This is a genomic window from Mesorhizobium sp. f-mel (assembly GCF_053850215.1).
On the sequence record NZ_JBSPTO010000005.1, the window covers coordinates 175,428 to 202,024 of the forward strand.

The 26,597-nt window shown below is 62.1% G+C and carries 30 protein-coding genes and 1 pseudogene; 14 read left to right on the plus strand and 17 right to left on the minus strand.

What is annotated here, in order from left to right; translation table 11 throughout:
- Positions 1-19: 19 nt before the first annotated feature.
- Positions 20-493: a L,D-transpeptidase gene (locus ACWUKX_RS10060; RefSeq protein WP_456006287.1), complete on the minus strand. Its 474-nt coding sequence runs from the start codon at positions 491-493 to the stop codon at positions 20-22.
- A gap of 257 nt (positions 494-750) precedes the next feature.
- On the opposite strand from ACWUKX_RS10060, the gene ACWUKX_RS10065 reads away from it, so the two are divergent.
- Entirely contained in the window at positions 751-1,200 is a 450-nt protein-coding gene (locus tag ACWUKX_RS10065) for a hypothetical protein (protein WP_456006291.1), read from the plus strand.
- A 108-nt stretch (positions 1,201-1,308) separates the two neighbouring features.
- Positions 1,309-1,476, plus strand: a complete 168-nt coding sequence (locus ACWUKX_RS10070) for a hypothetical protein (protein ID WP_084831313.1) — start codon at positions 1,309-1,311, stop codon at positions 1,474-1,476.
- Between the two features lie 39 nt (positions 1,477-1,515).
- Here the strand turns inward: ACWUKX_RS10070 and ACWUKX_RS10075 are convergent, their stop codons facing one another.
- Positions 1,516-2,202 carry a response regulator transcription factor gene (locus ACWUKX_RS10075; protein WP_065007437.1) on the minus strand — a complete coding sequence of 229 codons (687 nt, stop codon included), beginning with the start codon at positions 2,200-2,202 and terminating at the stop codon, positions 1,516-1,518.
- A gap of 46 nt (positions 2,203-2,248) precedes the next feature.
- Between ACWUKX_RS10075 and ACWUKX_RS10080 the strand changes: the two genes are divergently transcribed.
- Together ACWUKX_RS10080 and ACWUKX_RS10085 are read left to right on the plus strand one after the other, a co-directional pair.
- Positions 2,249-3,028: a response regulator gene (locus ACWUKX_RS10080; protein ID WP_189522455.1), complete on the plus strand. Its 780-nt coding sequence runs from the start codon at positions 2,249-2,251 to the stop codon at positions 3,026-3,028.
- A gap of 57 nt (positions 3,029-3,085) precedes the next feature.
- Positions 3,086-5,173, plus strand: a complete 2,088-nt coding sequence (locus ACWUKX_RS10085) for a PAS domain S-box protein (protein ID WP_456006294.1) — start codon at positions 3,086-3,088, stop codon at positions 5,171-5,173.
- Between the two features lie 132 nt (positions 5,174-5,305).
- Here the strand turns inward: ACWUKX_RS10085 and ACWUKX_RS10090 are convergent, their stop codons facing one another.
- The 6 genes from ACWUKX_RS10090 to ACWUKX_RS10115 all read right to left on the minus strand — a co-directional run bounded on the left by ACWUKX_RS10090 (position 5,306) and on the right by ACWUKX_RS10115 (position 10,521).
- Positions 5,306-5,713, minus strand: coding sequence for a hypothetical protein (locus ACWUKX_RS10090; protein ID WP_456006297.1), 408 nt, complete (start codon positions 5,711-5,713; stop codon positions 5,306-5,308).
- 271 nt (positions 5,714-5,984) lie between these two features.
- The gene (locus ACWUKX_RS10095) at positions 5,985-7,271 is read right to left on the minus strand and encodes a flavin monoamine oxidase family protein (protein ID WP_456006300.1); all 1,287 of its coding nucleotides are present in this window, start codon (positions 7,269-7,271) and stop codon (positions 5,985-5,987) included.
- 137 nt (positions 7,272-7,408) lie between these two features.
- Entirely contained in the window at positions 7,409-8,467 is a 1,059-nt protein-coding gene (locus ACWUKX_RS10100; protein ID WP_456006303.1) for a dipeptidase, read from the minus strand.
- Between the two features lie 184 nt (positions 8,468-8,651).
- Positions 8,652-8,951: a GNAT family N-acetyltransferase gene (locus ACWUKX_RS10105; protein WP_456006306.1), complete on the minus strand. Its 300-nt coding sequence runs from the start codon at positions 8,949-8,951 to the stop codon at positions 8,652-8,654.
- A 3-nt stretch (positions 8,952-8,954) separates the two neighbouring features.
- Entirely contained in the window at positions 8,955-9,578 is a 624-nt protein-coding gene (locus ACWUKX_RS10110; protein ID WP_456006309.1) for an alpha/beta hydrolase, read from the minus strand.
- Between the two features lie 10 nt (positions 9,579-9,588).
- Positions 9,589-10,521: a VOC family protein gene (locus ACWUKX_RS10115; RefSeq protein WP_456006312.1), complete on the minus strand. Its 933-nt coding sequence runs from the start codon at positions 10,519-10,521 to the stop codon at positions 9,589-9,591.
- Between the two features lie 219 nt (positions 10,522-10,740).
- On the opposite strand from ACWUKX_RS10115, the gene ACWUKX_RS10120 reads away from it, so the two are divergent.
- On the plus strand, positions 10,741-12,318 hold the full coding sequence (locus ACWUKX_RS10120; RefSeq protein ID WP_456006315.1) for an alkaline phosphatase family protein: 1,578 nt from the start codon (positions 10,741-10,743) through the stop codon (positions 12,316-12,318).
- 50 nt (positions 12,319-12,368) lie between these two features.
- Here the strand turns inward: ACWUKX_RS10120 and ACWUKX_RS10125 are convergent, their stop codons facing one another.
- Entirely contained in the window at positions 12,369-13,877 is a 1,509-nt protein-coding gene (locus tag ACWUKX_RS10125; protein ID WP_456006318.1) for a PRC-barrel domain-containing protein, read from the minus strand.
- A gap of 286 nt (positions 13,878-14,163) precedes the next feature.
- Here ACWUKX_RS10125 and ACWUKX_RS10130 point away from each other — a divergent pair, with 286 nt between their 5' ends.
- Positions 14,164-15,084, plus strand: a complete 921-nt coding sequence (locus ACWUKX_RS10130) for a diacylglycerol/lipid kinase family protein (protein ID WP_456006321.1) — start codon at positions 14,164-14,166, stop codon at positions 15,082-15,084.
- A gap of 29 nt (positions 15,085-15,113) precedes the next feature.
- Here the strand turns inward: ACWUKX_RS10130 and ACWUKX_RS10135 are convergent, their stop codons facing one another.
- Positions 15,114-15,314, minus strand: coding sequence for a hypothetical protein (locus ACWUKX_RS10135; protein WP_095517886.1), 201 nt, complete (start codon positions 15,312-15,314; stop codon positions 15,114-15,116).
- 173 nt (positions 15,315-15,487) lie between these two features.
- Here ACWUKX_RS10135 and ACWUKX_RS10140 point away from each other — a divergent pair, with 173 nt between their 5' ends.
- Positions 15,488-17,005 carry a sensor histidine kinase gene (locus ACWUKX_RS10140; protein WP_456006324.1) on the plus strand — a complete coding sequence of 506 codons (1,518 nt, stop codon included), beginning with the start codon at positions 15,488-15,490 and terminating at the stop codon, positions 17,003-17,005.
- A 97-nt stretch (positions 17,006-17,102) separates the two neighbouring features.
- Here ACWUKX_RS10140 and ACWUKX_RS10145 read toward each other — a convergent pair whose 3' ends face one another.
- From ACWUKX_RS10145 to ACWUKX_RS10155, 3 genes are all read right to left on the minus strand, one after another.
- Positions 17,103-17,567 carry a hypothetical protein gene (locus ACWUKX_RS10145; RefSeq protein ID WP_095517888.1) on the minus strand — a complete coding sequence of 155 codons (465 nt, stop codon included), beginning with the start codon at positions 17,565-17,567 and terminating at the stop codon, positions 17,103-17,105.
- Positions 17,568-17,579: 12 nt separating this feature from the next.
- Complete coding sequence (locus tag ACWUKX_RS10150; RefSeq protein WP_095517889.1) at positions 17,580-17,906, minus strand: DUF883 family protein; 327 nt, start codon at positions 17,904-17,906, stop codon at positions 17,580-17,582.
- A gap of 126 nt (positions 17,907-18,032) precedes the next feature.
- Complete coding sequence (locus ACWUKX_RS10155; RefSeq protein WP_456006327.1) at positions 18,033-18,794, minus strand: Crp/Fnr family transcriptional regulator; 762 nt, start codon at positions 18,792-18,794, stop codon at positions 18,033-18,035.
- Between the two features lie 188 nt (positions 18,795-18,982).
- Here ACWUKX_RS10155 and ACWUKX_RS10160 point away from each other — a divergent pair, with 188 nt between their 5' ends.
- Entirely contained in the window at positions 18,983-19,363 is a 381-nt protein-coding gene (locus ACWUKX_RS10160) for a response regulator (protein WP_456006330.1), read from the plus strand.
- A 54-nt stretch (positions 19,364-19,417) separates the two neighbouring features.
- Here the strand turns inward: ACWUKX_RS10160 and ACWUKX_RS10165 are convergent, their stop codons facing one another.
- Positions 19,418-19,969 (minus strand): RNA polymerase sigma factor, encoded by a 552-nt coding sequence (locus ACWUKX_RS10165; RefSeq protein WP_029348707.1) that lies wholly within the window; start codon positions 19,967-19,969, stop codon positions 19,418-19,420.
- 3 nt (positions 19,970-19,972) lie between these two features.
- Positions 19,973-20,167: a NepR family anti-sigma factor gene (locus ACWUKX_RS10170; RefSeq protein ID WP_029348708.1), complete on the minus strand. Its 195-nt coding sequence runs from the start codon at positions 20,165-20,167 to the stop codon at positions 19,973-19,975.
- Positions 20,168-20,402: 235 nt separating this feature from the next.
- Here ACWUKX_RS10170 and ACWUKX_RS10175 point away from each other — a divergent pair, with 235 nt between their 5' ends.
- The 6 genes from ACWUKX_RS10175 (at position 20,403) to ACWUKX_RS10200 (ending at position 23,897) form a co-directional block, all read left to right on the plus strand.
- Positions 20,403-21,197, plus strand: coding sequence for a response regulator (locus tag ACWUKX_RS10175; RefSeq protein ID WP_456006333.1), 795 nt, complete (start codon positions 20,403-20,405; stop codon positions 21,195-21,197).
- A 233-nt stretch (positions 21,198-21,430) separates the two neighbouring features.
- On the plus strand, positions 21,431-21,598 hold the full coding sequence (locus ACWUKX_RS10180; RefSeq protein ID WP_023797107.1) for a DUF1328 domain-containing protein: 168 nt from the start codon (positions 21,431-21,433) through the stop codon (positions 21,596-21,598).
- Between the two features lie 151 nt (positions 21,599-21,749).
- Entirely contained in the window at positions 21,750-22,784 is a 1,035-nt protein-coding gene (locus tag ACWUKX_RS10185; protein WP_456006336.1) for a sensor histidine kinase, read from the plus strand.
- Between the two features lie 154 nt (positions 22,785-22,938).
- Positions 22,939-23,121 (plus strand): hypothetical protein, encoded by a 183-nt coding sequence (locus ACWUKX_RS10190; protein WP_456006339.1) that lies wholly within the window; start codon positions 22,939-22,941, stop codon positions 23,119-23,121.
- Between the two features lie 123 nt (positions 23,122-23,244).
- On the plus strand, positions 23,245-23,577 hold the full coding sequence (locus tag ACWUKX_RS10195; protein ID WP_456006341.1) for a hypothetical protein: 333 nt from the start codon (positions 23,245-23,247) through the stop codon (positions 23,575-23,577).
- A 77-nt stretch (positions 23,578-23,654) separates the two neighbouring features.
- Positions 23,655-23,897, plus strand: a complete 243-nt coding sequence (locus ACWUKX_RS10200; RefSeq protein ID WP_456006342.1) for a YMGG-like glycine zipper-containing protein — start codon at positions 23,655-23,657, stop codon at positions 23,895-23,897.
- Positions 23,898-23,992: 95 nt separating this feature from the next.
- On the opposite strand, the gene ACWUKX_RS10205 is transcribed toward ACWUKX_RS10200, so the two are convergent.
- Together ACWUKX_RS10205 and ACWUKX_RS10210 are read right to left on the minus strand one after the other, a co-directional pair.
- Positions 23,993-25,618, minus strand: a complete 1,626-nt coding sequence (locus ACWUKX_RS10205; protein WP_456006429.1) for a CHASE domain-containing protein — start codon at positions 25,616-25,618, stop codon at positions 23,993-23,995.
- A 125-nt stretch (positions 25,619-25,743) separates the two neighbouring features.
- Positions 25,744-26,534 (minus strand): annotated as a pseudogene (locus tag ACWUKX_RS10210) (ATP-binding cassette domain-containing protein).
- Positions 26,535-26,597: the final 63 nt, after the last annotated feature.

The window sequence follows — 26,597 nt, forward strand, 5'->3', positions numbered from 1 at the left end:
GCGGATCGTCTTTGCTTACCTATTTGACGATGACGATCCTGGTGTTGGCTGGACCGAAAATCTCGACAAGCTGGTAGAAATCGGCGGCGTCGACCGGATGCAGCCGCACGCAGCCATGCGAGGCCGGCTGGCCGAGGCGCTTGACGAAATTGGTCGCATGCACGGCGTAGCCACCCTTGAAGAAGACCGAATGCGGCATCGGCGCGTTATCATATTTCCTCGAATACCACATTTGGTGCATGCGGGTCGGCTTGAACGAGCCGGTCGGGGTGACATGCCCCTTGCCGCCGGTCGAGACTTTCCACGCGAAGGTCGGCCGCCCGTCGACCAGGACTTGCATCGTCTGCTGCGAAAGCGAAATCCGCGCCACTATCTGATTGGCGGCCTGATTGGCAGCATGGACAATGCCGGTACCGGCGCCGAACAGAAGAACCGCACCCGCGAGGGCGGCGGCAGCGATGTTGATGAGCTTGGCAGAAATGGCAGTGTACATGATGTCCCCCGTCTGCCGGATATGGCCGGCTTCAATTCGATGACCGGCTTATCGTTGGGTCACGTTTCGGATTGATTTCGCACGGCAGAGGTTTCTGTTTCGAATGTGTTTCCTATGGTTAACAGCCCAAAGCCTATCCGAGGGATTTGTAGGGGTGAATCCAATTGACGTGAAGCCTCGGCTGCTCGAGCCCGGACCCGCGAAAAGGTGCTGCCATCTCCAAGTGAAAGTGCGCTCTTCCCTCATATGAAAGAAATTTGACTTGGCTCGAAACCAATCTGCAACAAAGCGCGGACTCTAGCGGCATGATCTGGATACAGGCCACCCGCAGAGTTGACCGAACGAAAACAGCCGGCACAAACGAAGATGAACATGCAATCGAACGCGATCTCCTGGCTCTTCAGGATAAGCATAGCCGCAGCCATGATTGGCGGCGTCGGCACCTTCGCCGGCAGCCCGACGACGAAGGTGCGGGGATGACTTCAAGCGAAGTTTCGACGCTGCATGCCGCACTGTTTTTCGCCACGGTCTGGATCGTGTCCAGTCTGCGCATCAACCGGCTCAAGGCCCTCTGGCGGGTCGGTTTTGGGCTGAAGAAGATGCGCGGCCCCTCCGGCAACTTGCAGCCGAGAGGACCGAAGGCCCGCGCCGCGACGGGGGGCTCCGCTGGCGGCGCGGGCGCTTCGGGGGTTTCCCTGAAGACATGATACCCGAACCGAAAGACCGCATCGCGACAAGTGGTGCTGGTTTTCGGGAAAAGATTGTGCCCGAAAACAGGCCATACGCAGCAGATCTGAATTTGGGGAACGGATACGATGAACACGAAATTTGCAGCTTCGGTGCTTTCCGCACTGCTCTACGCACAGGGCCTGCTCGGCTTTGCCGGCCTCGCCACCGTGCTTCTTAGGGATCGTGCCCATGCGAGCGAATTCGTCGCCGCCAGCGAAATGCCGTCAGGTCCGTCGGTTCTTGTGGTCCGCTGAGCGCCTGGGCCTGTGGGCAATACGGTGAGGGCCCCGGCCTCAGTCGGCGAACTGCGTCGGCGGATCGAACCGGTAGCCTGCACCCCTTATAGTGGTGATGGTTTCGGTGTCGAGCTTGCGGCGCAGCCGCACAATGCGCGAATCGATCGAGCGATCGAAGGCATCGGCATTTTCGGCGGGCGCGGCGGCAATGATGTCGTCGCGCGTCAAGACCTTGCGCGGACTGGCCAGGAACAATCTGAGCAGCGCCACCTGACCCGGCGACAATTGTTCTTCCGTGCCGGAGCGATGCATGACCATGGCCGACCGGAGGTCGACCGTCGCGTTCTCCAGCACGACCAATTCCCCGGCGTTTCTGCCGCGCCGTGCCAGCAAGCCGCCGATACGGGCGGCGAGTTCCCTGACATTGAGCGGGCTTTCGACGACGTCGGCGGCGCCGAGTTCGAGCGCCAGCACCTTGTCGACGAGATCGGCCGGCCGGCAGATCAGGATGAAATCCGGCCCGCCCTCGCCGCCATGGCGCCTGAGCAGATCACGCCCTTCCGCCTGGCTGAGGCTGTCGCCGACGACGACGACATCGATGCCCTTTCCGGAAAGCAAGGACTCGGCCTCCCACGGCTGCCGCACCGCGCGCACGTCATGACCACGCCGTTCGAGATGGTCGGCGAGATCGGTCGCGACCACTTCGGCGACGGAAACAAGCGCGATGACGGATCGTGCAGCCATTTTTTTCCACCCTGCAACCGGCAACCCAAGATGAGTGCTGGACATGATGTTTATACCCAATCTACTTTCCGCTGAAAGCGGGAGCGAGAGCATAGTGCGGGCACGAATTGTCATCGTCGAGGACGAGCCGGATCTGAGAGACGCGGTCGCCGAGTATCTCGGCGCCAGCGGCTACGATGTCGCGACGGCCGAGAGTGCCAGCGCCGCGCGAACTTTGCTGGAAACGCAGTCGTTTCATCTGGCCATCCTCGACATCGCCATGCCAGGCGAGGACGGCCTGTCGCTCGGCCGCTGGCTGCGCTCGAAAATGCCTATCGGCATCATCTACGCCACTGCCGCCGGCACCGCGCTCGACCGCATCGTCGGGCTGGAACTCGGCGCCGACGACTACATCGTCAAGCCTTACGAATTGCGCGAGGTGCTGGCGAGGGTCCGCAGCGTGCTGCGCCGCGTGCCGCAGCCGGCCGAACCACAGGGCGCCAAGGCCGAAACAACTGCCAACCGCCGTTTTATGAGCTTCGGCCCTTTCCATGCCGATCTCGACGGCCGGTTCGTCACCGGCACCAATGGGACGGTCATCGACATGGCCAAGAGCGAGTTTGACGTGCTGGAGGTCTTCCTGACGCGTGCCAACCGTTTGCTGACGCGTGCGGCGATCTCCGAGGCGATCGGCTTCGTGGAAGATCCTGAATCGTCACGCGCGGTCGATATCCGCATCATGCGCCTGAGAAAGAAGATCGAGGCGGACCCGGCCAATCCGAAATTCCTGCGCACAGTCCGCGGCGAAGGCTATATCTTCTCGCTGCCGACCGGCGAAAGCAACTGAGCGGCGCGACCACTGGTAACCACTCTCGGTGGCACGACTGTGAAATGACGGCTGACCATGACGGCTGAAGCAGCACCCAGCGATATGCACGGCGTCAGGCAGGGCGCGGCGATGGCGGCTGTCCATGTCGTTCGCCGGCTTCGCGAAGCCGGCGACTGGCAGCGCGAGATGGACAGCATCCTTGAAACGCTCTGCCGGGCCATGGATTGCCAGCGCGGCATCCTGTTTCGGCTGCGCGAGCTGCCCGGCCAGGGCTTTGCCCAGTCGGTCGCGGCTTACTGGATCAACCCCCGATTTGGTGGCGAACTGGCGTCGCCAACGGTAATCATGCAGTCGGTTGTCAATTCGGACCCACTGCTGGAACGGTTGGCGGAGGACGAGCGGCAAGGCAAGATCTTCGCGGGACACACGCGCGACCTCGAAGGCTTTCTGAGAACCGACTTCGAAAAGCAGCACATCAAGTCGTTCCTGTCGGTGTCGGTCTTTGCGCATGGCCATCTGTGGGGCACGCTGGCGGTCAACGACTGCGTGAACGAGCGCGAATGGACCGACGAGGAAGAGGCAACGCTGCACATCGTGGCATTGGCCATCGGCGACGCCATCGAACGATCGCTTTCCGATGCCCATGCCAGCGAAGTCATCCGACGCACCATGTTGCAGGCCTCGCTCGACGCCATCATCGTCATCGACGAGACCGGTTCGATCATCGAATTCAATCCCGCCGCCGAAAAGATGTTCGGCTATCAGCGCAGCGACATCCTCGGCAAGGACCTGCTCGACACCGTCGTTCCGGAATATTATCGCAAGGGCTATGTGTCGGGCGCCGAATACATGTCGGGCCGCGGCGCGCCGATGGTCGGCCAGCGGATCGAGACCGTCACCCAGAATGCGGCCGGCGAGGTCTTTCCGATCGAACTGACGGCGACCGAGATGCGAGTCGCCGACCGCCGCCTGATCTTCGGCTCGATCCGCGACCTTCGCGACAAATTGCGCGCCGAGGAGGAGATCGGCCGCCAGCGCGAAAAGCTGCACCAGAACGAGAAGATGGCGGCGATGGGCTCGCTGCTTGCCGGCGTGTCACACGAGCTCAACAACCCGCTTGCCGTGGTCGTCGCACAATCGACGCTGTTGCACGAGTTCGCTTCAGACCCGCAGACCAAGGTGCGCGCCGAAAAGGTGCGCGCCGCCGCCGAGCGTTGCGGCCGCATCGTCAAGAGCTTCCTCTCAATGGTCCGCCTGCACCCGGCGGCGCAGGCCGAGACGGACCTCAACCAGGTGGTCCGCGCGGCACTCGAAGTGACTGCGTACGGCGCCAGGTCGACCGGCATCATTATCGATACCGATTTCGCCAGCGGCCCGCTGCTGGCCATGGCCGACGCCGACCATGTGACGCAAGTGGCCGCCAACTTCCTCATCAACAGCCAACACGCTCTGGCCGGCATCGGCGGCGACCGGCTGATCAAGGTTCGCACGTTTCGCAGCGATCGCGGCAATCCCTGTTTCTCGGTTGAGGACAACGGGCTGGGCGTGCCGGAAGCGATTCGCTCTCGCATCTTCGAATCTTACTTCACCACCAAGCCGGTCGGCGTCGGCACCGGCATCGGCCTGTCAATCTCGAAATCGATCATCGAACGGCACAATGGCAATGTCTGGTTCGAGGAAGTTCTGCCGAGGGGCGCCCGTTTCGTCGTCCAGTTGCCGGCGATCTCCGCCGGCGCGGCCGCCGCCGGCGAAACCCCGTCGCGCTCGAGCGGATTGCGTCACGCGCTGATCATCGACGACGAGCCGGATGTCGCGGCGTCGCTGTCCGACATTCTGGAATTGATGGGCATCAAGTCGCGGATCGTGCCGGCCTGGGCATCGGCCGCCGCGACCTTGACCGGCCACATGCCGCCGGACATCGTCTTTTCCGATCTGCGCATGCCCGGCACCAGCGGCATATCAGTCTATCGCGAACTGCTCGCCGAAAAGCCTGATCTGGCGCGGCGCTTCGTTCTGGTCACCGGCGACCTGATCGGCGCAAAGGCCGAAATCGAAGCATTGCCCGCGCCGCAGCGTCCGCAGATCCTGGAAAAGCCGTTCAGCACGCTGGACGTGCGCGGCGTGCTGTCGGCCATCGCCGAGCAGGCGGCATTGGGCAGCTAGAACTTCGGGCTGGTGGAAATCGGCTTTTGAAAAATCCGATGCTCAAACGAAGGGTTAGAGGCCAGAGAAAAAACTCCCGGCCGACGATGCGGCGGGAGCCTGCCTGGAGCGCTGGAGGGTCGCTCGGGGGCATCAAAAAACGTTCGGCGTATTGGTCAGCGGCGGGGCATTGGCGATCACGCGGATCGCGCGAGCCTTGTGGATGCCGGACTGCTCGGCGATGACGCGCACGCAGTCCGCACTTTCGGCGCCCCAGGCTTGCCCCTTGCAGACAAAATCGATCTCCGGCATCGGCAGGCGCGCGGTCTTTGTCGTGGTCGGCGCGCCGTCGACGATATTTGCCGGCGGGTTCAGTGAAGCAAAGGCCGGACCAACCGTCGGCGCGAACGCCATGCCGACGAATGCGGCGGCGCCCAGCACCACGAACAGCGCCATCGGATGGTCGTTGGCGCGCCGGCGCAGCGCCAGCTTCGGCCGCCGATCATTGCGCTCCGGTGCCTGCAGGCGGTCATTGTAGGCAGTCTGGATTTTCGTATACATCGCCATTCCCTTCATCGATTTTCTTTTTCTGTTGAAACGAACTTAGCCGCACCCGGTAACGGACGAACGACGGACGCAAACTGACCGTGTAACAGATTTGAAACCGGAATTCGGGCAGTACCGGGCACATTCGGTCATGCGACGGCGAGGGCGTGCTTTGCCGAACTGTTTCATGCAGTCGCATGTTCACGGGATCAAATCACGCCGCCGCTGTGGCCCGGCGCCGTCCGGTCGCCAGCTTGAGACGCCTTCGCCTGCGACCATGAGGCGACTATTGCGGATTAAATTCCGAGAGGATTTTCTGTGCAGCAATGCGCCCAGCCACGATTGCGCCTTCGACATAGCCCGGAAATGACGGAGACAATTCCGAGGATGCGAAATACACTGGCGGCGCGCCGGCCAGGATGGTTTGTTCGGCGTCGGTGGCACTCGTATCGATGATGAGATCGCTGTAGCCGCCGCCGCTCCAGCGATCATCGGTCCAGTCGCGACAGCTGAAATCGGTGAAGCTGCCTGCGTTCGTGCCGAGCGCCTCCTTGAGCCGCGCGGTAACCTCCCCGCGCAACGCGGCATCTCCCAATTCCCGCCAGCGTAGGGCAAGCGGCCCGCCGACGAAGACGACTAACGCAGGGTGGCCGCCATCCTTGCTGACGTCACAGGCAAAAAGGGCCGGCGGATCGCGCCACATCACCATGCCGCTCAAGCCCTTGGCGCGCCAAAAGGCTGTGGGGTAGCGCACCTGCATTTTGATCACCGCGCCGCTTTGCCAGACACCGAGGGCCTTTTCCAAGGCAACCGGCAGCGGCGGTGCGAAATCCAGCTTCGAAGCCACCATCGGCGGCATGGCGATCAGCGCCGTTCGCGCCGTGATCGAGCCCGTCGTCGACGCGAGACGAACTCCTCCCAGTCTGCGCTCGATCGTTCTGACCGGCGTGTTCAATCGCAGGCGATCGCCGAGATCGTCGGCCAGATCATCCGCCAGAGACTGCATGGTTTCGTGCACGAAATACTGCAGCTCCGACACCTCATTGGTGATACGGCGGTCATTGTCGATGAGGTGCCAAAGCGGCAGTTTTTCGAGCGCCTGGCACCACAGGCCTTCGATCATCGAGCGAAAAGCCGCCTTGGCCTCACCGGGATCGTTCTGGCGATCGAGCCATGCGGCGACGGTCAAGCCGGCAATAGTCGGATCGCCCGGTGCAATCGCGTTCATGCGGTCGCGGATCGCCATCGAGGCGTAGTAGATTCGCTCGGCTTCCTGTTCGCCCGTCAGCGGCTGGGCAATGACTTCGCCCTTAACATAGGTCTCGACCAACGTCTTACCGTGCGTTCGCACCAAGGCCATCAGTTCCGGCATGTCCTCGCACAGGAACTGACCGCCGCTGTCGATCCGCTCGCCAAGCCCATTCCACTTGGACTCGACCCGCCCGCCGACGCGGCCGCGCGCCTCGAGCAGCACAAAATCAATGCCGGCCTTGTTCAATTCATGCGCGGCTGACAGGCCGGTAAAACCGGCGCCGACGATGGCGACATCGGTTCGTACGGTCTGGCGCTTCAAGAGCCGGCCCTGAAGTTCTCGAAGTCCGCAATCATCCGCGGCTTGAGCTCCGGAGACAACGGTCTTGTCGAGATCATCAAAACCCCGCTCGATCGATATATTTGCAGGTCGCTGGCTACTCTGCCGGGCGACACGCTTTACCCGATGGTCTTTTCCAGCATACTGATCCAGTTGCGATAGGCGATCTTCTCGATCAGCGCGCGACCGAAGCCGCGCTCGGCGAACGCATCGAGCAGCTTCGGCAGGCCGGTGACATCGCCGATCACAGCCGGGATCATGGCGCCGTCGAAATCGGACCCGAGGCCGACGCCGTCTTCGCCCAGCGCCTGCAGCAGTGAATCGACATGGCGCACCATGATGTCGAGACTGGTATCGGCATTCATCCTGCCGTCCTCGCGCAAAAACCCGGTGGCGAAATTCAGCCCGACCAAGCCACCCGACTCGCGGATCGCGCCAAGCTGCCAGTCCGTGAGGTTGCGGGAATGGCCGCAGATCGCATGGACGTTCGAGTGGGTCGCGACCAGCGGGGCGTCACTGATCTCGGCGACGTCGCGAAACCCCTTTTCGTTGAGATGCGAAAGATCGACCATGATGCCGAGCTGGTTGCAGGCCTTGATCAGTCCCTTGCCGGCATCGGTCAGGCCAGGTCCGGTGTCGGGCGTCGACGGGAAACGGAACGGCACGCCGTGGCCGAAAGCGTTCGGGCGGCTCCAGACGACGCCGAGCGAGCGCAGGCCGGCCGCATGCAACACGTCGAGCATCGTCAGTTCGGGGTCGATCGCCTCGACGCCTTCAATATGGAACACCGCCGCGATCGACCCTTGCGCCATCGCATTTCGCACGTCGCCGGCGCTGCGGCAGACGGTGAGCGCCGACGCTCGTTCCAGCCTGAACAGGATCGAGGCCATGGCGAAGGTGGAAGCGAGCGCGTCGGCGCGCGGAATTTCGGGCGGCAAGGGCTCGGTATCGCTCGGCGCAGGTGGAACCGCACTGCGCTTGGATTTCTCGACCGGCGGCGGAAAGATCGCGAACATGCCGCCAGCAAAGCCGCCCTTTTTCGCGCGCGGCAAGTCGATGTGGCCACCCTGCGTTCCCTCGATGAACAGCTTCTCAACATCCGCGTCCTTCGACTGATAGAGCCTGAGCAGCGTATCGTTGTGGCCGTCGAAGACGGGAACGAGGTCGGTCTCGGTCATCAAGGGATCATTCGGTTCGATTGGTCGGGCGGCAATATACCTACTTAGGCAAGGCAATACCCACTAGGCAAGACAACCCACTAGGCAAGACAGGCGATCTGCGCAAATGCCACAGCGATGGATGCCTTGTGGCTGCCCGCCCTCAACCGTCATCGCGTGCGGAGGCCTATGGGTAGGACCAGCGCTATTGCTTCAGCACATCGGCCCATTCCTTGTGACGATGGAACTGGGCGTTGGCGAACGGACAAAGCGGGATGATCTTCTTGCCCGCCTCGCGCGCGTCCTCGACGGCTCGGGTAACGAGGCGAAGCCCGGCGCCCTGGCCGCGAAACGCATCCGGCACCTCGGTGTGGTCGATGATGATCTGGTGCTCGCCGATCTTGGTGAAGGTCATCTCCGCCTCGGCGCCATCAGGCCCGCGCAAGAGATAACGGCCCTTGGAACCGCGATCCTCCAGTTCGATCTCCGGCAATTGGTCAAGCATTGCTTACGCTCCTTCTATCGGCGTAGCGGACAGGAACCGCCGCGCCGCCTCGATCTCGTTCGACTGCACCTCATGGCCGCCGTCGTGCCACTCCACTGTGACATCGGCGCCATCGGCGCGCAAATAGGCCTCCAGCCGCGACGTCAGGTTGGGCGGACATATCGGATCGCGCCTGCCTGATGTGACCAGGATGCGACGGCCGGCGAGACTTCCCTCGATCTCCGGTTCGAACGGGATCAGCGGATGCATCAGCACCGCCGCGTCGAACAGAGAGGGCGCCGCGAACACCACCGACGCCAGGATGTTGGCGCCGTTGGAATAGCCGAGCCCAAGCACCGACGAGGGTTTTGCCGCCTCGACATGCGCCTTGACGAAACCAACCATCTTGTCCGTCGCCCGCGCCAGGTCGCCCATGTCGTAGACGCCCTCGCCGGTGCGGCGGAAAAAGCGCGCGGCACCGTGTTCCGAGACATCGCCGCGCGGCGAGACGATAGTCGCCTGCGGCGCGAGATCGCGCCCGAGCGACAGAAGCTGACTCTCGTCGGCCCCGGTCCCGTGGAAGACGAAGAGCAGCGATCCATCAGGCGAACCGGGCAGTGCTTTGTAGATGTAAGCGTCCTTACTCATGGCCTTGTCCTCAGTCTTCCAGCTTCTGCAAATGTTGCTCGAGATAGGGCCTCAGATGCCGGTGCTGCGACGGCAGCTTCAGCGCCTCGCCGAGATGGGCGGTGTCCTCGTCGCGGTCGAAGCCGGGCTCGTTGGTGGCGACTTCGAACAGCACGCCGCCCGGCGTGCGGAAATAGATCGCCCAGAAATAGTCACGATCGATCACCGGCGTCACCTGATAGCCGGTGTCTATCAGCGCCTTGCGCACTTCGAGTTGCTTGGCGCGGTTTTCGACAGCGAAGGCGACGTGGTGGACGGAGCCGGCGCCGAGATCGGCAAAAGCGGCGCCCGGCAACGATTCGATATCGACGATATTGGCGCCGTTGCCGTTCTTCACCGCCAGCCGTTTTACAGTGCCGGACGTGTCGACTTCTTCATAGCCCATGAATTTCAGCAGCTCTTCGGTGGCGCCGCCATCCTTCAGCCTAAGCGACACCGAGTGGAAGCCGCGGATCGCCTCGTCGGAGGGAACATCGCCCTTCGCCCACGGCGTACGGGTGTCTGCCTTGTTCTCGACCAGCGCAAACCCGTCACCATCGGGACCAGCGAAGCCAAGGCGCTTCTCACCGAAGCTCTCTTCGCGCGACAGCCCGGCGACGCCCTCATCGGCAAATCGCTTTTCCCAATAGGCGAGCGTGCCTTCGGGCACCGAATAGACCGTGGTGCCTACTTCGCCAACGCCGTGGCGACCCTTGCCGATATTGGGGAACGGAAAATAGGTCATCACCGAACCGGGCGTGCCGAGCTCGTCGGCATAATAGAGATGGTAGACATCCGGCGCGTCGAAATTGACGGTTTTCTTGACCCGGCGCAGGCCGAGCTTTTTGGTGAAGAACTCATTGTTCTGACGCGCATCCCTGGCCATCGAGGTGACGTGATGCAGGCCTTTGATCTGGTCGAGCATTTTTTCCTGCTCCTTTCCTTGTCCTGTGCGGCCCATGCCGCGGTCTACGCCTATATGAGAACCGGCCAGCCGGCGGCAAAGGCCGCAAACACAGATGGACTGTGCTCTATAAGTAAACAATAAGGCGGCTTTTGTTCACGATTTGGCGAATACCTGAGGCTTGCGTCGCCACAAAAATTCGGCTCCATGAGCGGCACGTTTTCAATGAAGGATACAGCATTGGTCAGAAAAGACAGGCGCCCGAATGTTCTCCTGATCACCTGCGACCAGTGGCGCAGCGACTGCCTGTCGGCGGCAGGCCACAAGGTGGTGCGGACGCCGAATGCCGACGCGCTCGCCGCCGAGGGTGTGCTGTTTCGACAGCATTATGGCGGCGCGGCGCCCTGCTCGCCGGCACGCGCCTGCCTATACACCGGCCTCTACCAGATGAACAACCGAGTTTGCCGCAACGGCACCCCGCTCGACGCCCGCCACGGCAACATCGCGCTCTCGGCGCGCAGCCTCGGCTATGATCCGACGCTGTTCGGCTATACCGACGTATCGCCTGATCCGCGCACGCTGGCGCCGGGCGACCCGCGGCTAAAAAGCTACGAAGGCGTGCTGCCCGGCTTCACCGTGCGCCAACTCCTGCCGGAGCACCAGAAACCGTGGCTGTCGTGGCTCAAGGCGCGCGGCATCGATAGCAGCGCCGGTTTTCCCGACATCCATCGCCCAGCGGACGAGATTGGAGCCAGGACCGACGGCGCGGTGACAAGCGCGCCGCCCGTCTACTCGAAGGACGAAACCCCTGCTGCTTTCCTGACCGGCGAGTTCGCCCGCTGGCTTGACGAACAGGAGCGCGATACACCGTGGTTCGCGCATCTTTCCTTCCTCAGCCCGCATCCGCCCTTCATCGTGCCGGAGCCTTACAACAGGATGTATGATCCTGCCGAGGGACCGGCTTTCCACCGCGCCGTGAGCTGGCAGGCCGAGGCAGAAAGCCATCCCTACCTTGCCTATAACCTTGACCTGCAGGAGCGTTCGAATTTCCGCCCCGGCGCCGAGGGCAAGGTGCGCGACTGGGGCGACGACAATTTTGGCCGCATCCGCGCGCTCTATTACGGCATGATCTCGGAGGTCGACGCACAGCTTGGCCGCATCTGGCAGGCGGTCAAGGGGGCGGGTGCATGGGATGACACCATCGTCGTGCTGACCTCCGATCATGCCGAGATGATGGGCGACCATTACATGCTGGGCAAGGGCGGCTTCTTCGACGGCAGTTATCATATTCCGCTGATCATCCGCGACCCGCGTCGCCGCAAAGCGGCCGGCGCCAAGGTCGATCGCTTCACTGAGGCGGTGGACATAGCGCCGACATTGCTCGCCCTGCTTGGCGAGGAAACCCCGCCGCATCTCGACGGACGATCGCTGAAGCCGTTCCTGGACGCCGTCGAGCCGGGGGACTGGCGCGAGGCCGCGCATTGGGAATTCGATTTCCGCTCGGTTGCCGAAGGTGATGCCGAGCGCCATTTCGGCATCGGTCCGCGCCAGTGCAATCTGGCCGTCATCCGCACGAAACAATCCAAATATGTACATTTCGGCGGCGGCCTGCCGCCGCTGCTGTTCGACCTGGAGCAGGATCGAGACGAACTAACCAATGTCGCTGCCGATCCGGCCTATCTGCCGGTCCGGTTGGAGCTTGCCGAAAGGCTGCTTGCCTGGCGGGCCGAACATCTCGATCAGTCGCTGGCGCTTGCCGAACTGACCGACGATGGCGTTGCCGGCCACGTCGCACCGCTGCCAACTTTCCACTCATAAAAAGGCCCGCGCCGTCGCCGGCGCGGGCCTTCGGGGTCAATCAATGGGGCTTAGCGCATGATCATACGCTGTTCGTCGCGTTTTTGCGTATAGGTGCCCTTGTCATAGGCGACCTGCGCCTCGAGCTGCTCCTTGGTGAAGTTCGTGTAGAGATAGCGGTTGCCATCCTTGTCGGTCATGAATTTAAGATTTTCCATGCCGACAGCCACTTCCTTCTCGCCAACGCCGAGGAAACCGCCGACGTCGATGATGACGGCGTCGACCTTCTTGTCACCCGTCAGCACGACGTCACCAATCTCGCCGACGTTGACGTCATTGGCGCCGTAGACGGTGGTTCCAACCAACTCTTCGGACCGGATTTCGTTGATCGGCATTTCGGTCAGCGCCGACTTGTCGATCGCCGCGGTCTGCGTCTGGTCGGGGGTTGCGTCAGGCGTTGCTGCAGCCGGAGCCTCGGCTGTCTTGTCCGCCGGTGCTGGAGCAGCCGGGTCAGGCGTTGTTGCCGGGGCCTGCGCCATCTTGTCCGCCGGTGCCGGAGCAGCCGGGTCAGGAGTTGTTGCCGGGGCCTGCGCCGTCTTGTCCGCCGGTGCCGGAGCAGCCGGGTCAGGCGTTGCCGCCGGGGCCTGCGCTGTCTTGTCCGCCGGTGCCGGAGCCGCATCGACAGCAGGAGTGGTTGTCACTGGCGCCGGCGCCGCCGCGTCATTCGATGCTGTAGTCGCCGGGGCGGGATCATAGGCCTCGCGATCGAACTCCGGCAATGCCTCCAGGTCTTCCTTCGTGGTCTCGGCCACCAGCCAGCGATCGCCGTTCCTTTCCGCCCACTTCGCCTTATCGAACTCGTAGGCGACATTCTTTTCGCCAACCTCAAGGAAGCCGCCGACGCCAATGATCAGCGACTCGGCCTTGCCATCCTTGGCTAGAACGATGTCGTTCACGTCGCCAATGTTTTGAGCGTCGTCGCCAGTGCCGTTGTAGACGGTTTCGCCGATGATATTGGTGGCAAGATTACCGTCGGCACGCTTCACAGGTTCGGCCGGAGCTGCGGTGCTATCGGCTGGAGCAGCCGGAGCGTTCTGTGCGGTGGTTTCTGTCGAGCCGGAAGGAGCGGCAGGAGCCGTAGCCGCAGGAGCCGGATCAAAAGCGCTGCGGTCGAAGTCCGGCTGAGCCGTCAACTCATCCTTTGTGGTTTGCGCAATCAGCCAACGGTCGCCGTTCCGTTCGGCCCATTGCAGCTTATTGTAGTCGAAAGCCACGTTCTTGGCGCCAACGCCAAGAAAGCCGCCGACGCCGATGACGACGGATTTTGCCTGACCGTTTTCATCGAAGACGACGTCGTCGACATTGCCAATGTTCTCGGCATCGTCGCCTGTGCCATTATAGACCGATTCCCCGATGATGTTGGTCACCAGGCTGCCTTCGGCGCGCGCAACGGGAGCCGCAGGAACGGTATCCTGGACTGCCGGGTCCTGCGTCGGCGCCGGGGTTGTGGCCGTCTGCGCATATGCACCGGTCGCAAGCAGCGCTGCGAGTGCGGTGGTGGTCAAAAGGGTGCGGATCATTTAATCCTCCTGCGTTATCTCGTTCGCGCCGCGAGCATGGGAGATCGGTCGGTCGCGGCGTTACATATTCACAACGTCGTGACCGCGCGGTTGTTCCGACACCATGGCGAGCGTCGTGAAAAAACCACCCGAAACGCGCTCGCTCATGCCCTCGGCCGGTGAGATTCGCTCCTGTATTTTCGTTAGAGCTGCGGAACTTTTTTTCAGCCGCCCCGTTCCAGCCTATGGCTGGGTCTGTCCTGCCGATGATTATCCAATGGTTGCCAAGAAAAAACGGAGTGGGGGGATGCGATTTGCGGCGGTGCTGAACCAGGAGGGCGGCACCCTGCGCACGATTGATCTTTCCGCCTTCACGGACCGGATGCGCCAGACGTTGGAGGCAGCAGGTCACACCATCGATATCGACATCGTTGCCGGCAGGGACATCGTCGCTACGCTGGACCGCATCGCTTCGAAGCACAGCGTCGACATTGTGCTGGCCGGTGGCGGCGACGGCACCATTTCGGCTGCGGCTGCCCGGTTGATGGGCAGGAAGAAAGCACTTGCCATTTTACCGGCTGGCACGATGAACCTGTTCGCGCGCGGGCTTGGCATCCCACAGACCCTTGACGCGGCCGTGAAATCTCTTGCCGACGGCGAGGTGATCGCAGTCGATATGGCAACAGCCAACAATAAGCCATTCGTGCATCAGTTCTCGATCGGCATGCATGCCAGGATGGTTCAGCTTCGCCAGACCATGGAGTTTGGCTCGCGGTTGGGAAAGATGCGGGCTTCAGTCAAGGCTGCGTGGGCGGCGATCAACAACCCGTCGGCAATGAAGGTGACGCTGACCATCGGCGAATCCGAGATCGTGACGCGCACCACCGGCATCGGCATCACCAACAATCTGTTCGGTGAGGGTCACCTGCCCTATGCCGACAATCCCGCCGGCGGCGTGCTCGGCATCTATGTCACGGTGGCGCGGCGGCGTGGCGAACTGCTCAGGGTCCTTTTCGACATGGTGCGCGGCAAATGGCGCGACAGTGAGCATGTGGAAATCCACCAGGCTGACCGGGCCGTTTTGAAAGTGCACTCGGCTGCCAAGAAGTTCCGCGCGGTCATGGACGGCGAACTGGTCAGGCTTGACCCCGAAACGACGATCGAAATCCATCCTGGCGCGCTGAACGTTCTGGTCCCGGCGCGCGCTGTCCAAGCGAAGGCAGCGTGATGCAGTCCGGCACAGTCGATCGGATAGCTTCAGCCTTTGGGAATCTCGCCCTGTTCGCCCCTGGGAAGCTCGCCCTGTTCGGTTGTCGACGTCTTGTCTATCATGTTGCCGTAGATCTCTGCGATGCCCCAGGCGATGAACGCCAAAAGCAGCGCGGCGATCAAGATACGGAAAGTGTGCCACCCCCCGCGTCCCTGGCGGGCTTTGTCTTCAGGAACGATCCTGGGCATGATCGGCCTCCATCTCGTTTGGCGCTGGCATGTCGTTCGGCGCTGGCGGGCGCGGCTGGCAAAACGTGGTTGGGTAACGGTTCCTCAAGGCGAAGGTTCCGGTTTCAGAGCCAGGCGACTGGCGAGAATGGCTGCAGGCCGATGCACTTGGGGGCCTTGTGGATAGCAGGGTAGTGAAAAAACCGAATCTACCGGTCGACGTCCTTAGTGTGGTAAAGGCGCAGGACCGGCTTGCAGTACTGCACGGTCTCGACGCACTCGACACGGCGGCCGATCGTGACTTCGACAATATCAGTGGTCTTGCCGCCGCGGTGATGCTAGCGCCCATCGCGCTGGTGACGCTGGTCGATGTCGAGCGGCAACGGTTCAAGTCCTGTGTCGGCCTGGATGAAACCGAGGCCTCGACAGATGCATCTTTCTGCGCCCATACCATTGCCGCCGGCGACCAGCCGATGGTGGTGACCGATGCGACCACGGATTCACGCTTCAATGCCAGCCCGCTGGTCACTGGCCAGCACCATGTCCGTTTCTATGCGGGTGTGGCGATTGTGGTGGCCGGCGCCCGGATCGGCACGCTCTGCGTGCTCGACCGGAAGCCGCGCGCGTCGCCGTCTGCCGCCCAGCTCGAACAATTGACGGCGCTCGCCAGCCTCGCTGCCAGCCTGTTCGCATTGAAGGACGCCACACGCAACGGCGCCAGCATCGCCGCGGCGCTGGCGCGCGAGGAAAAGCGGCGCGGCATTGCGCTCGATGCCGCAGCGCTCGCGAGCTGGGCATGGGATATCCATACCGATATGATCGAATGCGATGTCCGGTTGTCCGAGCTGTTCGGCCTGCCGCGCTCGAATCGGCTGAGGGCGCGCGATATTCTTGCCGCCATCGACCCGCGTGATGTCTACCAGACCGAGACGCGCTTTCGTGACGCGCTGACCGGCAGCGACGACTATTTTGGCGAATACCGCGTCAAGGGCTTCACTCCGCCGCGCTGGCTCGCGACGCGCGGCCGTGTCATCGAGCGCGACGGCGACGGCAAGCCGACGCTGATCTTCGGCGTCAATTACGACATCACCGAACGCAAGCTCGGCGACGAGCGGCAACGGCTCTTGCTGCGCGAGCTGAACCATCGCGTCAAGAACACGCTGGCGACAGTGCAGGCGCTGGCGACGCAGACCGTTCGCCATGCGCGCCAGCCCAGCGAATTCCTTGAAGCCTTCAGCGCCAGGCTTCAGGCGCTGGGCGCCGCCCACAGCCTGCTGTCCGACCGCGAGTGGCGCGGCATTGGCATCCGCGAACTCGTGCAGGTCGAGGTCAAGCCGTTCGACACCGCCGAGCAGCCGCGCATGACAATCTCAGGCGCCGATCTGCTGCTTTCGCCCGACCAGGCGGTCGGGCTTGGCCTGATTCTGCATGAACTGGCCAGCAATGCGCTGCAATACGGAGCGCTATCGGCGGCTTCGGGCAAGGTCGATCTCGACTGGCACGCACAGGGCCGGAAAGGCGCACGGCGCCTGGTGCTGACCTGGCGCGAAAGCGGCGGGCCTGAAGTTGCCTCGCCCGAACGCCACGGCTTCGGCTCGATCCTGATCCGCCGCAGCCTGGCCAAGGTCATCTCCAGCGAAGTGACTCACGAATTCCGGCCGGAAGGCGTATTCGCCGAAATATCGATGCCGCTGGAGGATCTGCCGAAGTGACGGCCCGGCCATGATCCCGAACCGAAGGTCCGCGTCAGCGAAAAGTGCAGCCCGGTTTTGGGATTAGATTGTGGTCAACAAGAAGAATCGCTTCGAGCTATTTCGCTTCGCCGGCATCCGGATCGTCGGCATCGGGCTTCACGTTCTCGCGGTAGATGGCGTAGGCGGCGAGTGCGATCGCTGGGCCGAGTATGGTGCCCAGGCCGCCTTTTCCCTTGAGTAGCGCCGGCAGCACGGCGAGCGCGGCCGTGATGCCGACCGCCTTCATATCGGCTTGGCGCCTCCGCGCCCGGCGTCGGGCGCGCGCGCCGGCCGACAGCTGATGGAAGAGCAGGAGAAGCCCTGTGATCACCAGGAAACCGACCCCAAAACCGAGGCAGGCTGCCATCGGCCCGTAGCGCCCCGCCACCCAGACATAGGCCGCTCCGACCAGGAAACCGACGCCGCACAGGGCGGCAAGTGCTGCGAGCGCATAGACGATTGCAGCCGTGCGCGCGCGGCGCACGGCTGCCACGGCTTCACCCGAGGCGAGCCCCGAGATCAACGATGCCAGCATTCCCATCTGGGCTGAGGCTTAGCGGCGCGCGAGAAGCGCGAACAGAAAGCCGACGCCTGCCGCGATCGCCAGCGACGTCACCGGCTTTTCGCGCACGCTCGCCACCACTTGGGCTTCGAGGTCCCTTGCGTTGCTGCGCATATTTTCAAACGCTGCTTCGCCTTGGGCGCGCAATTGCTCGACTCCTTCTGCGGCAACGCGACGAGCAGCCCCGTAACCATGTTGGCCGGTCTCGGCCAGCTGTTCGGTGAGTTTCTGAATGTCGACTTTCAACTGCCTGATATCGGCTTCAAGGTCCGAATTCGTCCGGCTTTCGTTCGGGGACTTTCCTGCGGCAGTCGCCATCACTTGACTCCTTGCGTTTGCTCGGGTCGAAACGTTCGACCCACCCCAAGGTTCCGAAATCGGAACAACTCCCATGAAAGGGTGTTTCCGCAAGCGAGTCCAGCCCGGCACGTCTCCGGTAGCCGCTCAGATCAGCGGTCGGCGAGCTTCGCTCAACCCTTGCCAGCGGGCGAGTTCCTTGAGCCTTTCGTTGTCGACCACCTCGCAGCCGCCGTCGCGCCAGAAGATAAGCTTGCGGTCCATCAGCTTGCGGATCGTCTTGTTGGTGTGGACCAGTGACAGGCCGAGGGTATCGGCGAGATGCTGCTGCGTGATCGGAATCTGCACGGGCGTCCTGCCGTTCAGCCCGACCACCCTGGCGCGGCTGGAGATGAACGCGATGAGATAGGCTGCCCGCTCGAGCGCGGTGCGTCTGCCAATACTGAGCAGGTTCTCGTCCAGCATGCGCTCCTCTCGCGAGGCGATCCAGGTGATGTCGTAGGCGAGGCCCGGATGGCTGCGGTAGAGTTCGGGAAGGGCTTCCCGCTCGAAAACGCAGAGCAGCATCGGCGACAGCGCTTCCACGGAATGCTGCATTTCTCCCATCAGACTGCCTTGCAAACCGATGAGATCGCCTGGCATGGAATAGTTCAAAATCTGGCGGCGGCCATCCGACAGCAATTTGTAGCGGAAAGCCCAACCCGACAGCACCGTATAGAGATGGGCGCTGTGGCTTCCCTCCACCAGAACCGTAGCTCCCTTGTCGACGGCCAGTTCGCCCTTCTTGAAATCGTCGACGAAGACAAGTTCCTGCTTCTCGAATGCCCGGAACGCCGGCAACGGCCGCAGTGGGCAGTTCTCACATGAATACCGGCGGGTGGAAAAAGAACGGCCGTTCTGGCCAGGCATTTCAATCCCTCTTCGAAAGCGGCCCTCTTCCGGAAGGCGATTGCAAACGCCCTGCAGGCATCGAGGTTACTCCGTCTGCCACGGCATGTCTTTTTTAAATGACAGCATGCCAAATAACTTTAAATGACAGGAAGCCAAATAGGGATCATGATTCCTCTGTTCCCTGCGCCCCACGGAGACCTTGCCACGTGCCCCCCTTGCTGGACGGATTGCGGATTCTTGTTCTGGAGGATGAATTCCTGATCGCCATGGATGTCGAGCAGCTTTGCCGCGACTACGGCGCCGGCGACGTGATCATCGCCCGCGATCTGGGTGAGATCGATCGGAAGAGCGTTGCCTCGCAATTCGACGCCGCCATCGTCGATCTCATGCTTGGCGGCGCTTCGACGCTCGATTTCGCTTCGCGGCTGCGCGAATCGGGCGTGCCTTTCGTCTTCGCCTCGGGCTATTCCGACATGGACGAAATCAAGGTGTCCTTTCCGGATGTCAGATTGGTCACCAAGCCTTATTCGGGAGACGATCTCGTGGAGGCAGTGGCGGCGGCGTGCGGACGCGGTCCTCTTGTTTGATGTCCGGAAAACCGGGACCGATATTACCGGGGCCATATTGTCGAGGGTCAGTATTCAGGCGGCGTTCGACCCCGTCACCTGAGCCGATATCGCATCCGGGCCAAACTCGTCATCACCGGAAATCTTCAGGATTTCCTGCAGCCGCGTGCGGGCGCGGCTGACGCGGCTCTTGATCGTTCCGACCGCGCAGCCGCAAATCTCGGCGGCTTCCTCGTAGGAAAAGCCCGACGCGCCGATGAGGATGATGGCTTCGCGCTGGTCCTCGGGCAATTGCTCGAGCGCGCTACGAAAGTCCTTGAGGTCGAGCTGGCCGTGCTGGGCCGGATGGACGGCTAGCCTGGCTGTCATGATGCCGTCGCTGTCCTGCACCTCGCGGCCGCGCTTGCGCATCTGCGAATAGAATTCGTTGCGCAGGATGGTGAACAGCCAGGCCTTGAGATTGGTGCCCGGCTCGAAGCTTTCATGCTTGTCCCAGGCCTTCACCAGTGTTTCCTGCACCAGATCGTCGGCCTTGTCGGCGTTTTGCGTCAATGACACGGCAAAGGCCCGCAGGCTCGGAATCGAGCCGAGCAGATCCGTCTTGAAGCTCTGGGAGACGGCCGCCATGCCTCAGTCCTTTTTCCGTGCAGGTTGGGCCTGTTCCAATTGGCTGAGCAATTGGGCGAAGCGATCCGGCACGTTGTCGGAGACCAGCTCGTCGTAATATTGTTTGAGTTTGCGGCCGATTTCCGAGTTTGGCCCGAGCGGGTCGCCGGAAGCTGCCCGGCGCCTGTTTGCAGCGCCAGCCGTGGTATCTTTCGTCATCTCTTCATTTCGCCCTTGTTCCCAGTGCCCTGCCGCCCTTCAATACACGACGCAAAGCAGGCGGTCCCCTCGTCTGGTTGCCCGTCCCGACCTCAAACGCCGTCCTCTTATATAAGTTCCAAACCGTCGGAACTTTTTCGGAAAGCCGGCGTTTATGTTTTCAGGGCTAATTTTCGGGGCTTGTAATCACCTTGGCCTGCAATCTATCCAATTACGTCAGAGGGAGACGTTCACCATGAGCCTGTCCGCAACCATCGCTCCGCACCTGCCGTTCCTGCGCCGCTTCTCGCGGGCCGTTTCCGGATCGCAGGAGAGTGGCGACGCGCTGGTCGCCGCGATGCTCGAAGCCATCATCGCCGACGTCGACATCTTTCCGGAAGCTTCGAACGACCGCATCGCGCTTTACAAAGTATTCGCCAGGCTGTTCACCTCGGTCGCCATCCGCGTACCGCAAGAACACCCGCAGTCGGCGTGGGAACAACGCGCCGCCGCCAATCTGAACGCGATCTCACCCCGTCCCCGGCAGGCCTTCTTGCTGGTCGCCGTGGAAGGTTTCAGCGAAGACGAGGCGGCGGAGATTCTCGACGTTGACGATCAGGAATTCTCCGAACTCCTCGCCGAGGCCAGCAACGAGATTTCCCGCCAGGTGGCAACCGATGTGCTGATCATCGAGGACGAGCCGCTGATCGCCATGGACATCGAGCAAATGGTCGAAAGCCTGGGCCATCGCGTCGTCGGAACTGCGCGTACCCACGCCGAGGCGGTGGCGATGTTCACAAAGACGCGGCCGAAGATGGTGCTGGCCGACATCCAGCTTGCCGACGGCAGTTCGGGCATAGAAGCGGTGAACGAGATCCTGTCGTCCACGCCGGTGCCGGTGATCTTCATCACCGCCTTTCCCGAGCGCCTCCTGACCGGCGAGCGGCCGGAGCCGGCCTTCCTCGTCACCAAGCCATTCAATCCGGATATGGTCAAGGCCCTGATCAGCCAGGCGCTGTTCTTCGACCGGCACGCGAAAGCCGCTGCATAGGACCGGGCAGGCCCGGCCTCGCGCTGCCCCGTTTCCACGGGTCGCCCGTTTGCCATTGATCGAATGACGCCGGCCCCTTGCGGCTGGCAAACGTCAGTTGCGCCCCGAACTTCCCCTGCGCATGACGATTCAATTCGGGCCGGAAAGACTTCCAGGGATCGTCTTTTTCGGGAAAAGGTGGAACAAACGGCAGCGAAAGACGTTTTTGCCGTACCATTTGAAGGAGATGTATCATGCTTTACTGGGCGCTCGTGTTTCTCGTCGTCGCGATCATTGCAGGCGCTCTTGGTTTCGGCGGTATTGCCGGGACCTCGGCAGGTATAGCACAGATATTGTTTTTCATCTTTCTCGCTTTCCTGATCATCTCGCTTATTGCGGGATTGTTCAAACGCGCGTCGTGAACTGCGATCGGACACTGGGAACCGCACCCCTCAAGCGGTTTCCAGCTACCGCCGGGCAGTGTCCTTCAACGGGACGCCGCCCGGCGGACTTCTTTTGGGAACCCATTTTTCCGTCAGCCGTTCAGCTTGGATCGGGTGGGTGAAGTTACCGATGCAATCCAGAGCCGGAGACATGAAAGACAGCGGACGGAGCGATGAGATCATCGCTCTGCATTCCGCTGACAGCAAAATGCAGCTTGGTCGGGCCCTTCTCCATGCGCTGCACAATGCCGGCATTTCGGTTCTCTATCAGGATCGCGAGATGAGAACCGTCTGGGCCCGCAACATGCGCCCGCCATGGGCTTCCGATACCGCCGATAGCAACGGCATGCTGCCGCTGGCGCAGGCGGAACGCATCGGTGCCGCCAAACGCAACGTCGTCGCATCCGGCAATCCGGAACATCTTGAGCTCAGCATTCCCGCCGACGATGGCGTTCGCTGGTTCCAAATATGGGTAGACGCTGATCACGACGACGGCGGCGCCGTGCAGGGCGTCGTCACCACTATGGTCGAAACGACCGAGCAGAAACGCCGCGAGCAGACTCTGAAAACGCTGCTGCGCGAGGTCAGCCACCGCTCGAAGAACCTTTTGGCCATCATCCAGAGCATCGCCACCCAGACCAGCCGCTATTCGGATACGCTCAGTGATTTTCTGACACGCTTTCGCGGCCGGCTGCAGTCGCTTGCCTCATCCCAGGATCTGGTAACCTCGTCCAACTGGCGGGGAGCGGCACTGCGCGAACTGGTGTCCGGCCAGGTCGGCCGCTACGGAGCCGACCCCTTGCGCAGCCTGCGCTTCCAGGGTGCAAATCCATACCTCAACCCCAATGCCGCCCTGCATATAGGCTTGGCCATGCACGAACTTGCCGTCAACTCGGTCAGCTATGGCGCTCTGTCGCGAGCCGACGGATTCGTCGAGGTGACGGCCGATCTGACGGCTGCTTCCGCTGGCGAGACCGCACTATCGCTGACATGGGCCGAAGCCATCGGGGCCAACGACAATCAGCCCAGCGAGAAGCGTTTTGGCAGCGTCGCGCTCGAGCGGGTCGTGCCTGCGTCGTTGAACGGAACGGCGACGCTTGAAATCACCCGGGACCGCCTCGAGTATCGCCTTGTCGTTCCTCGCGGCAATTTCGAGACGGATTGACCGGACAACAGCCGAGCCAAAGAGGGCTGGGGCCAAGAGGGCTGAATACCGGCCGCGCCGGCCTTAACCACCTGTTCACCATAAAGTCCGAAGCTGTTCAGACACCGATCCGCATGACGTTTTCGATCGCAGTCTGCTGCGCAGTACGGGAGCAATGGCTTTGACGGTTGCCGACATCAACAGGCTGGAACAGGCCGCACGCGTTTCGATGGGCGGGTTTCAGGATCTCGAAGCATCCGCGATGCCGTCGCCCCGTGCTTCCCACCCGACCCCCGGCCTCGCCGCAATCGGGCTGGCTGCGGTAATCGTCCTGGCCGCCGCGTTCCAGTTGATCTAGAGCGTCGGACCCAAAGTGGCGGGCGGCTTGTGCTTGCCTCTGTTCTCCAATCAGTCGCGCCAGCCGGCATCGCAAGGAACTTTGACGAATATGGCCCGTTCTTATGGCGAGAGGATCCTCGCCATGGAACACATCGCTGCCGTGTTGCTTGTCATTGGCTGTTCTAACGCGATGACGGAATGTCGTGAACTGCCCGTATCGGTGGGTGTTTTCGAAACCGCTCAGGAATGCGCCGCCGAGCGTCCGTTTGCCTTGAGCGATGTGCAGGGTCAGGCTCCGCGCATAATTGCCAAATGCCTTTCCGTCGATCCGGCATTGGAGGATGATTACGACCAGATCGTCTGGAATGTGCGTCCGGACGGCACGCTCGACGCTTCCGTGGAGATTTCCGACCTCGAGGTTGCCTCGAACGGCGAGCGCCCCGAACCCGAAAAAGATTCTCTTAGCCAACAATGAAATCGAGCAGGCAAAACGCTTTTTCGCGTGATAAATGACGGCGGAACTACAGTGGGACAAAAGCGAGGAGTGACCCTATGCGGAAGATGATTATTGCCATGGTTGCCGTGGTCGCGGTCAGCGGCTGCAGCACCACCGAGCGGGATGTCGGCGTCGGCGCCGGTGTCGGCGCTCTGGCCGGCGGCCTGATTGACGGCGGCAAGGGTGCGCTGGTGGGCGCAGCCGTCGGTGCCGGTACCGGCCTGCTGGTGCGCAACCTGCGCAATGGCTATTGCCAGTACCGCGACAATCGTGGCCGTCTCTTTACAGCTCGCTGCTGATCCGCTTCAAAACGCACGAGGCATTAAAGCGGAGACCGGCTCGTCCGGTCTCTGTTACTTGCGCCTTCGAAAACGGTCGGTTTGCGGCAGCGTTTTCAGTCCGACAGTGGAATCCTGATTTCCACTCTCAATCCGCCATCGTGAAAATCGCGATTGATCGTACCGCGCAATTCGCGCGTCACGTTCAAATCGATCAGCTTGGTGCCAAAACCGGTTTTGGCAGGTGCTTCAAGCTTCTTCTGGCCGACTTCGCGCCAGTTGAGAACCAGCGTCCGGTCGCGCCAGCGGCCTTCGACCGACCAGTCGACCTTGAGCGCACCGACCGAGTTGCCGGCTTCGCCATATTTCAGCGCGTTGGTCGCCAGTTCATGAAAGGTCAGGCCGAGCGCCTGCGTCGTCGTCTCGTCGAGCAGCACCTCTGGCCCCGACAATATCCCCTCGGGAAGCTCCTTGCCGAATACCTGACCAAGCTCGATGCGCAAGAGATCGCCGAGGTCTGCCTTCTGCCAGCGCGAGCGCGTCAGCATGTCCTGGGATGCCGCCATCGCTTGGAGCCGGGCCGAAAAAGAGGACGAGAACTCGTGGACGTCGGTGGCGTGCGATGCCGTCTGGCGTGCGATCGCCAGCACCCGCGTGATCGAGTTCTTGATGCGGTGCTTCATCTCCTGCAGCATCAGATCTTTTTCGAGCAGGCTTTTTTCCGTCGTCTCATGAAGCAGCGAGACCGCGTCAAAGGCCCGCTCCTGATAGCGTGCCACCAGCGCGATGGTTCCAGCGAGCAGCAGCCCGAACAGGCCGAGCATCACCGGAATGGCGCGCGAGGAGGGTTGCGAGAAGGCGCTTGTCGGCCTGAACAGGACGGTCCATGGACGTCCGGCGATGGTGATCTCGCGAGAAACCACCAGCCTGTCACCGAAGACCGACGCCGGCGGCGTTTCCGACCGGAACAAAAGATGGTCGGCATCCACCTTGCCGTCATAGATTTCGATGTTCACCGGCAGCAGCGGCGTTCGGCTGAGCGCGGTCTGGAACAGATCGCGGGCGCGGAAGGCCGCATAAAGAAAGCCTGATGTCGAGGATCTGGTCGCATCGATGCCGTCCGGCGCAGTTTCGATGTTGAGCCGCACGAAAACCAGGAAACCGGTGAAGGTCTGCGCAGCACCTGTTTCCTGGCCTAGCTGCACGCGCCCGCTCGCGTGCTGCTGGTTGTCGGCCATCGCCCTTTCGATCGCCTCGCGCCGCACCGGTTCGGTGAACATGTCGTAGCCGATGCTGGATTGATTGGAAGGATCCAGCGGCTCGAACAGCGTAATGGGCGTACGCCATGGCAGCGTTGTCGTAGCCGGATAGATCGCATGGCTGGCGCCATAGTCGTGCAGGATGGCACGCTCGACCGCTGCCTCGTCGCCGGCTCTCACCAGCCGGAGAAAGCCGATACCGCGCAGGCCGGTAAAATTGTCGTTGATACCAAGCGCTTCGAAGAACGCCTTGAACTCGCCCCGCGAAATTCCACCATTGTGCGCCTCAAACAGCGCATGGGTCGATCGCAGCAGCGACAGATGCAGGTCGATGCGGCTATCGATCCGGTTGAGCGCATCGTCCGCAGTCGCCTCGAACTTGATGCGCGCCGCTTCCTGCGTGGCGAAATAGGCGAATCCCGCCATCGTCAGGCTGATCAGCGCGACGGCGATGAAAGCGACGATCGGAAAGAACTTCTTCAAATTGCTGCTGCGGCCCATGGTTCCCCATCTTATGGGCAAGTCCCTGCGTCAATACAATGGCGCGGCCAAACCATCATGACCGCTGGCACATCACATGACAGGTATTTAGCCGGCTTATTGAAGCTTCAGGCGGCGATCTTCAGCGCACCTGGCCCCGGAATGGCACCGGGCGGGCACTTGCCCAGGATGATCATGCCGAGCACCTCGTCCTGGGTTACGTCGCTGGTGCGCGCCGTGCCGACGACTCGACCATTCTTCATCACGCAGACACGGTCGGCAAGCTCGAACACATCGTGGATGTCGTGGCTGATCAGGAAGATGCCGATGCCGTCGGCCTTGAGCTGCATGACCAATTCGCCGACCTGCGCCGTTTCCTGCGGGCCCAGTGCCGCCGTCGGCTCATCCATGATAAGGATGCGGGCGTTGAACAGGATGGCGCGCGCGATAGCCACCGACTGCCGCTGGCCGCCCGAAAGCTTGGCCACCGGCTCCTTGAAGCGCTGGAAACGGGGATTGAGCCTGCCCATCACCTTGCGCGCCTCGGCCTCCATGGCGCCATCGTCGAGCGTGCCCCAGCCGGTCATCAGCTCGCGGCCGAGGAAGAGGTTGGCGGCGGCGTCGACATTGTCGGCGAGCGCGAGCGTCTGGTAGATCGTCTCGATGCCATACTTCTTGGCGTCGCGCGGATTGGAGATCGAAGCCTCCTCGCCATTGACGAAGACCTGGCCCGAGTCGCGCTTGTAAGCGCCGGACAGGATCTTGATCAGCGTCGACTTGCCGGCACCGTTGTGGCCAAGCAGCGCCACGACCTCGCCCGGGAAAAGGTCGATCGACGCATCGTCGACGGCGCGAATGCCGCCGAAGGCAATCGGTTGCGCATGTCGATCAGTGGCGTGGGAGCAGTTGTGTCAGCCATGATCGTTCCTCCCTATGGTTTTTGCTTGAGCATGATCTTGTCGAAAACCGGTATCCACTTTTT

What these genes read in the sequence shown, in the direction of transcription:
- ACWUKX_RS10100 (WP_456006303.1), bottom strand. Translation starts at nt 8,467, where the DNA reads ATGACCGAGACCGACCTCGTTCCCGTCTTCGACGGCCACAACGATACG.
- ACWUKX_RS10075 (WP_065007437.1), bottom strand. Translation starts at nt 2,202, where the DNA reads ATGGCTGCACGATCCGTCATCGCGCTTGTTTCCGTCGCCGAAGTGGTC.
- ACWUKX_RS10080 (WP_189522455.1), top strand. Translation starts at nt 2,249, where the DNA reads ATGTTTATACCCAATCTACTTTCCGCTGAAAGCGGGAGCGAGAGCATA.
- ACWUKX_RS10060 (WP_456006287.1), bottom strand. Translation starts at nt 493, where the DNA reads ATGTACACTGCCATTTCTGCCAAGCTCATCAACATCGCTGCCGCCGCC.
- ACWUKX_RS10155 (WP_456006327.1), bottom strand. Translation starts at nt 18,794, where the DNA reads ATGCCTGGCCAGAACGGCCGTTCTTTTTCCACCCGCCGGTATTCATGT.
- ACWUKX_RS10110 (WP_456006309.1), bottom strand. Translation starts at nt 9,578, where the DNA reads ATGAGTAAGGACGCTTACATCTACAAAGCACTGCCCGGTTCGCCTGAT.
- ACWUKX_RS10190 (WP_456006339.1), top strand. Translation starts at nt 22,939, where the DNA reads ATGGCTTTGACGGTTGCCGACATCAACAGGCTGGAACAGGCCGCACGC.
- ACWUKX_RS10115 (WP_456006312.1), bottom strand. Translation starts at nt 10,521, where the DNA reads ATGCTCGACCAGATCAAAGGCCTGCATCACGTCACCTCGATGGCCAGG.
- ACWUKX_RS10130 (WP_456006321.1), top strand. Translation starts at nt 14,164, where the DNA reads ATGCGATTTGCGGCGGTGCTGAACCAGGAGGGCGGCACCCTGCGCACG.
- ACWUKX_RS10070 (WP_084831313.1), top strand. Translation starts at nt 1,309, where the DNA reads ATGAACACGAAATTTGCAGCTTCGGTGCTTTCCGCACTGCTCTACGCA.
- ACWUKX_RS10200 (WP_456006342.1), top strand. Translation starts at nt 23,655, where the DNA reads ATGCGGAAGATGATTATTGCCATGGTTGCCGTGGTCGCGGTCAGCGGC.
- ACWUKX_RS10165 (WP_029348707.1), bottom strand. Translation starts at nt 19,969, where the DNA reads ATGGCGGCCGTCTCCCAGAGCTTCAAGACGGATCTGCTCGGCTCGATT.
- ACWUKX_RS10085 (WP_456006294.1), top strand. Translation starts at nt 3,086, where the DNA reads ATGACGGCTGAAGCAGCACCCAGCGATATGCACGGCGTCAGGCAGGGC.
- ACWUKX_RS10090 (WP_456006297.1), bottom strand. Translation starts at nt 5,713, where the DNA reads ATGTATACGAAAATCCAGACTGCCTACAATGACCGCCTGCAGGCACCG.
- ACWUKX_RS10105 (WP_456006306.1), bottom strand. Translation starts at nt 8,951, where the DNA reads ATGCTTGACCAATTGCCGGAGATCGAACTGGAGGATCGCGGTTCCAAG.
- ACWUKX_RS10180 (WP_023797107.1), top strand. Translation starts at nt 21,431, where the DNA reads ATGCTTTACTGGGCGCTCGTGTTTCTCGTCGTCGCGATCATTGCAGGC.
- ACWUKX_RS10195 (WP_456006341.1), top strand. Translation starts at nt 23,245, where the DNA reads ATGGAACACATCGCTGCCGTGTTGCTTGTCATTGGCTGTTCTAACGCG.
- ACWUKX_RS10175 (WP_456006333.1), top strand. Translation starts at nt 20,403, where the DNA reads ATGAGCCTGTCCGCAACCATCGCTCCGCACCTGCCGTTCCTGCGCCGC.
- ACWUKX_RS10125 (WP_456006318.1), bottom strand. Translation starts at nt 13,877, where the DNA reads ATGATCCGCACCCTTTTGACCACCACCGCACTCGCAGCGCTGCTTGCG.
- ACWUKX_RS10145 (WP_095517888.1), bottom strand. Translation starts at nt 17,567, where the DNA reads ATGGGAATGCTGGCATCGTTGATCTCGGGGCTCGCCTCGGGTGAAGCC.
- ACWUKX_RS10135 (WP_095517886.1), bottom strand. Translation starts at nt 15,314, where the DNA reads ATGCCCAGGATCGTTCCTGAAGACAAAGCCCGCCAGGGACGCGGGGGG.
- ACWUKX_RS10170 (WP_029348708.1), bottom strand. Translation starts at nt 20,167, where the DNA reads ATGACGAAAGATACCACGGCTGGCGCTGCAAACAGGCGCCGGGCAGCT.
- ACWUKX_RS10150 (WP_095517889.1), bottom strand. Translation starts at nt 17,906, where the DNA reads ATGGCGACTGCCGCAGGAAAGTCCCCGAACGAAAGCCGGACGAATTCG.
- ACWUKX_RS10185 (WP_456006336.1), top strand. Translation starts at nt 21,750, where the DNA reads ATGCAATCCAGAGCCGGAGACATGAAAGACAGCGGACGGAGCGATGAG.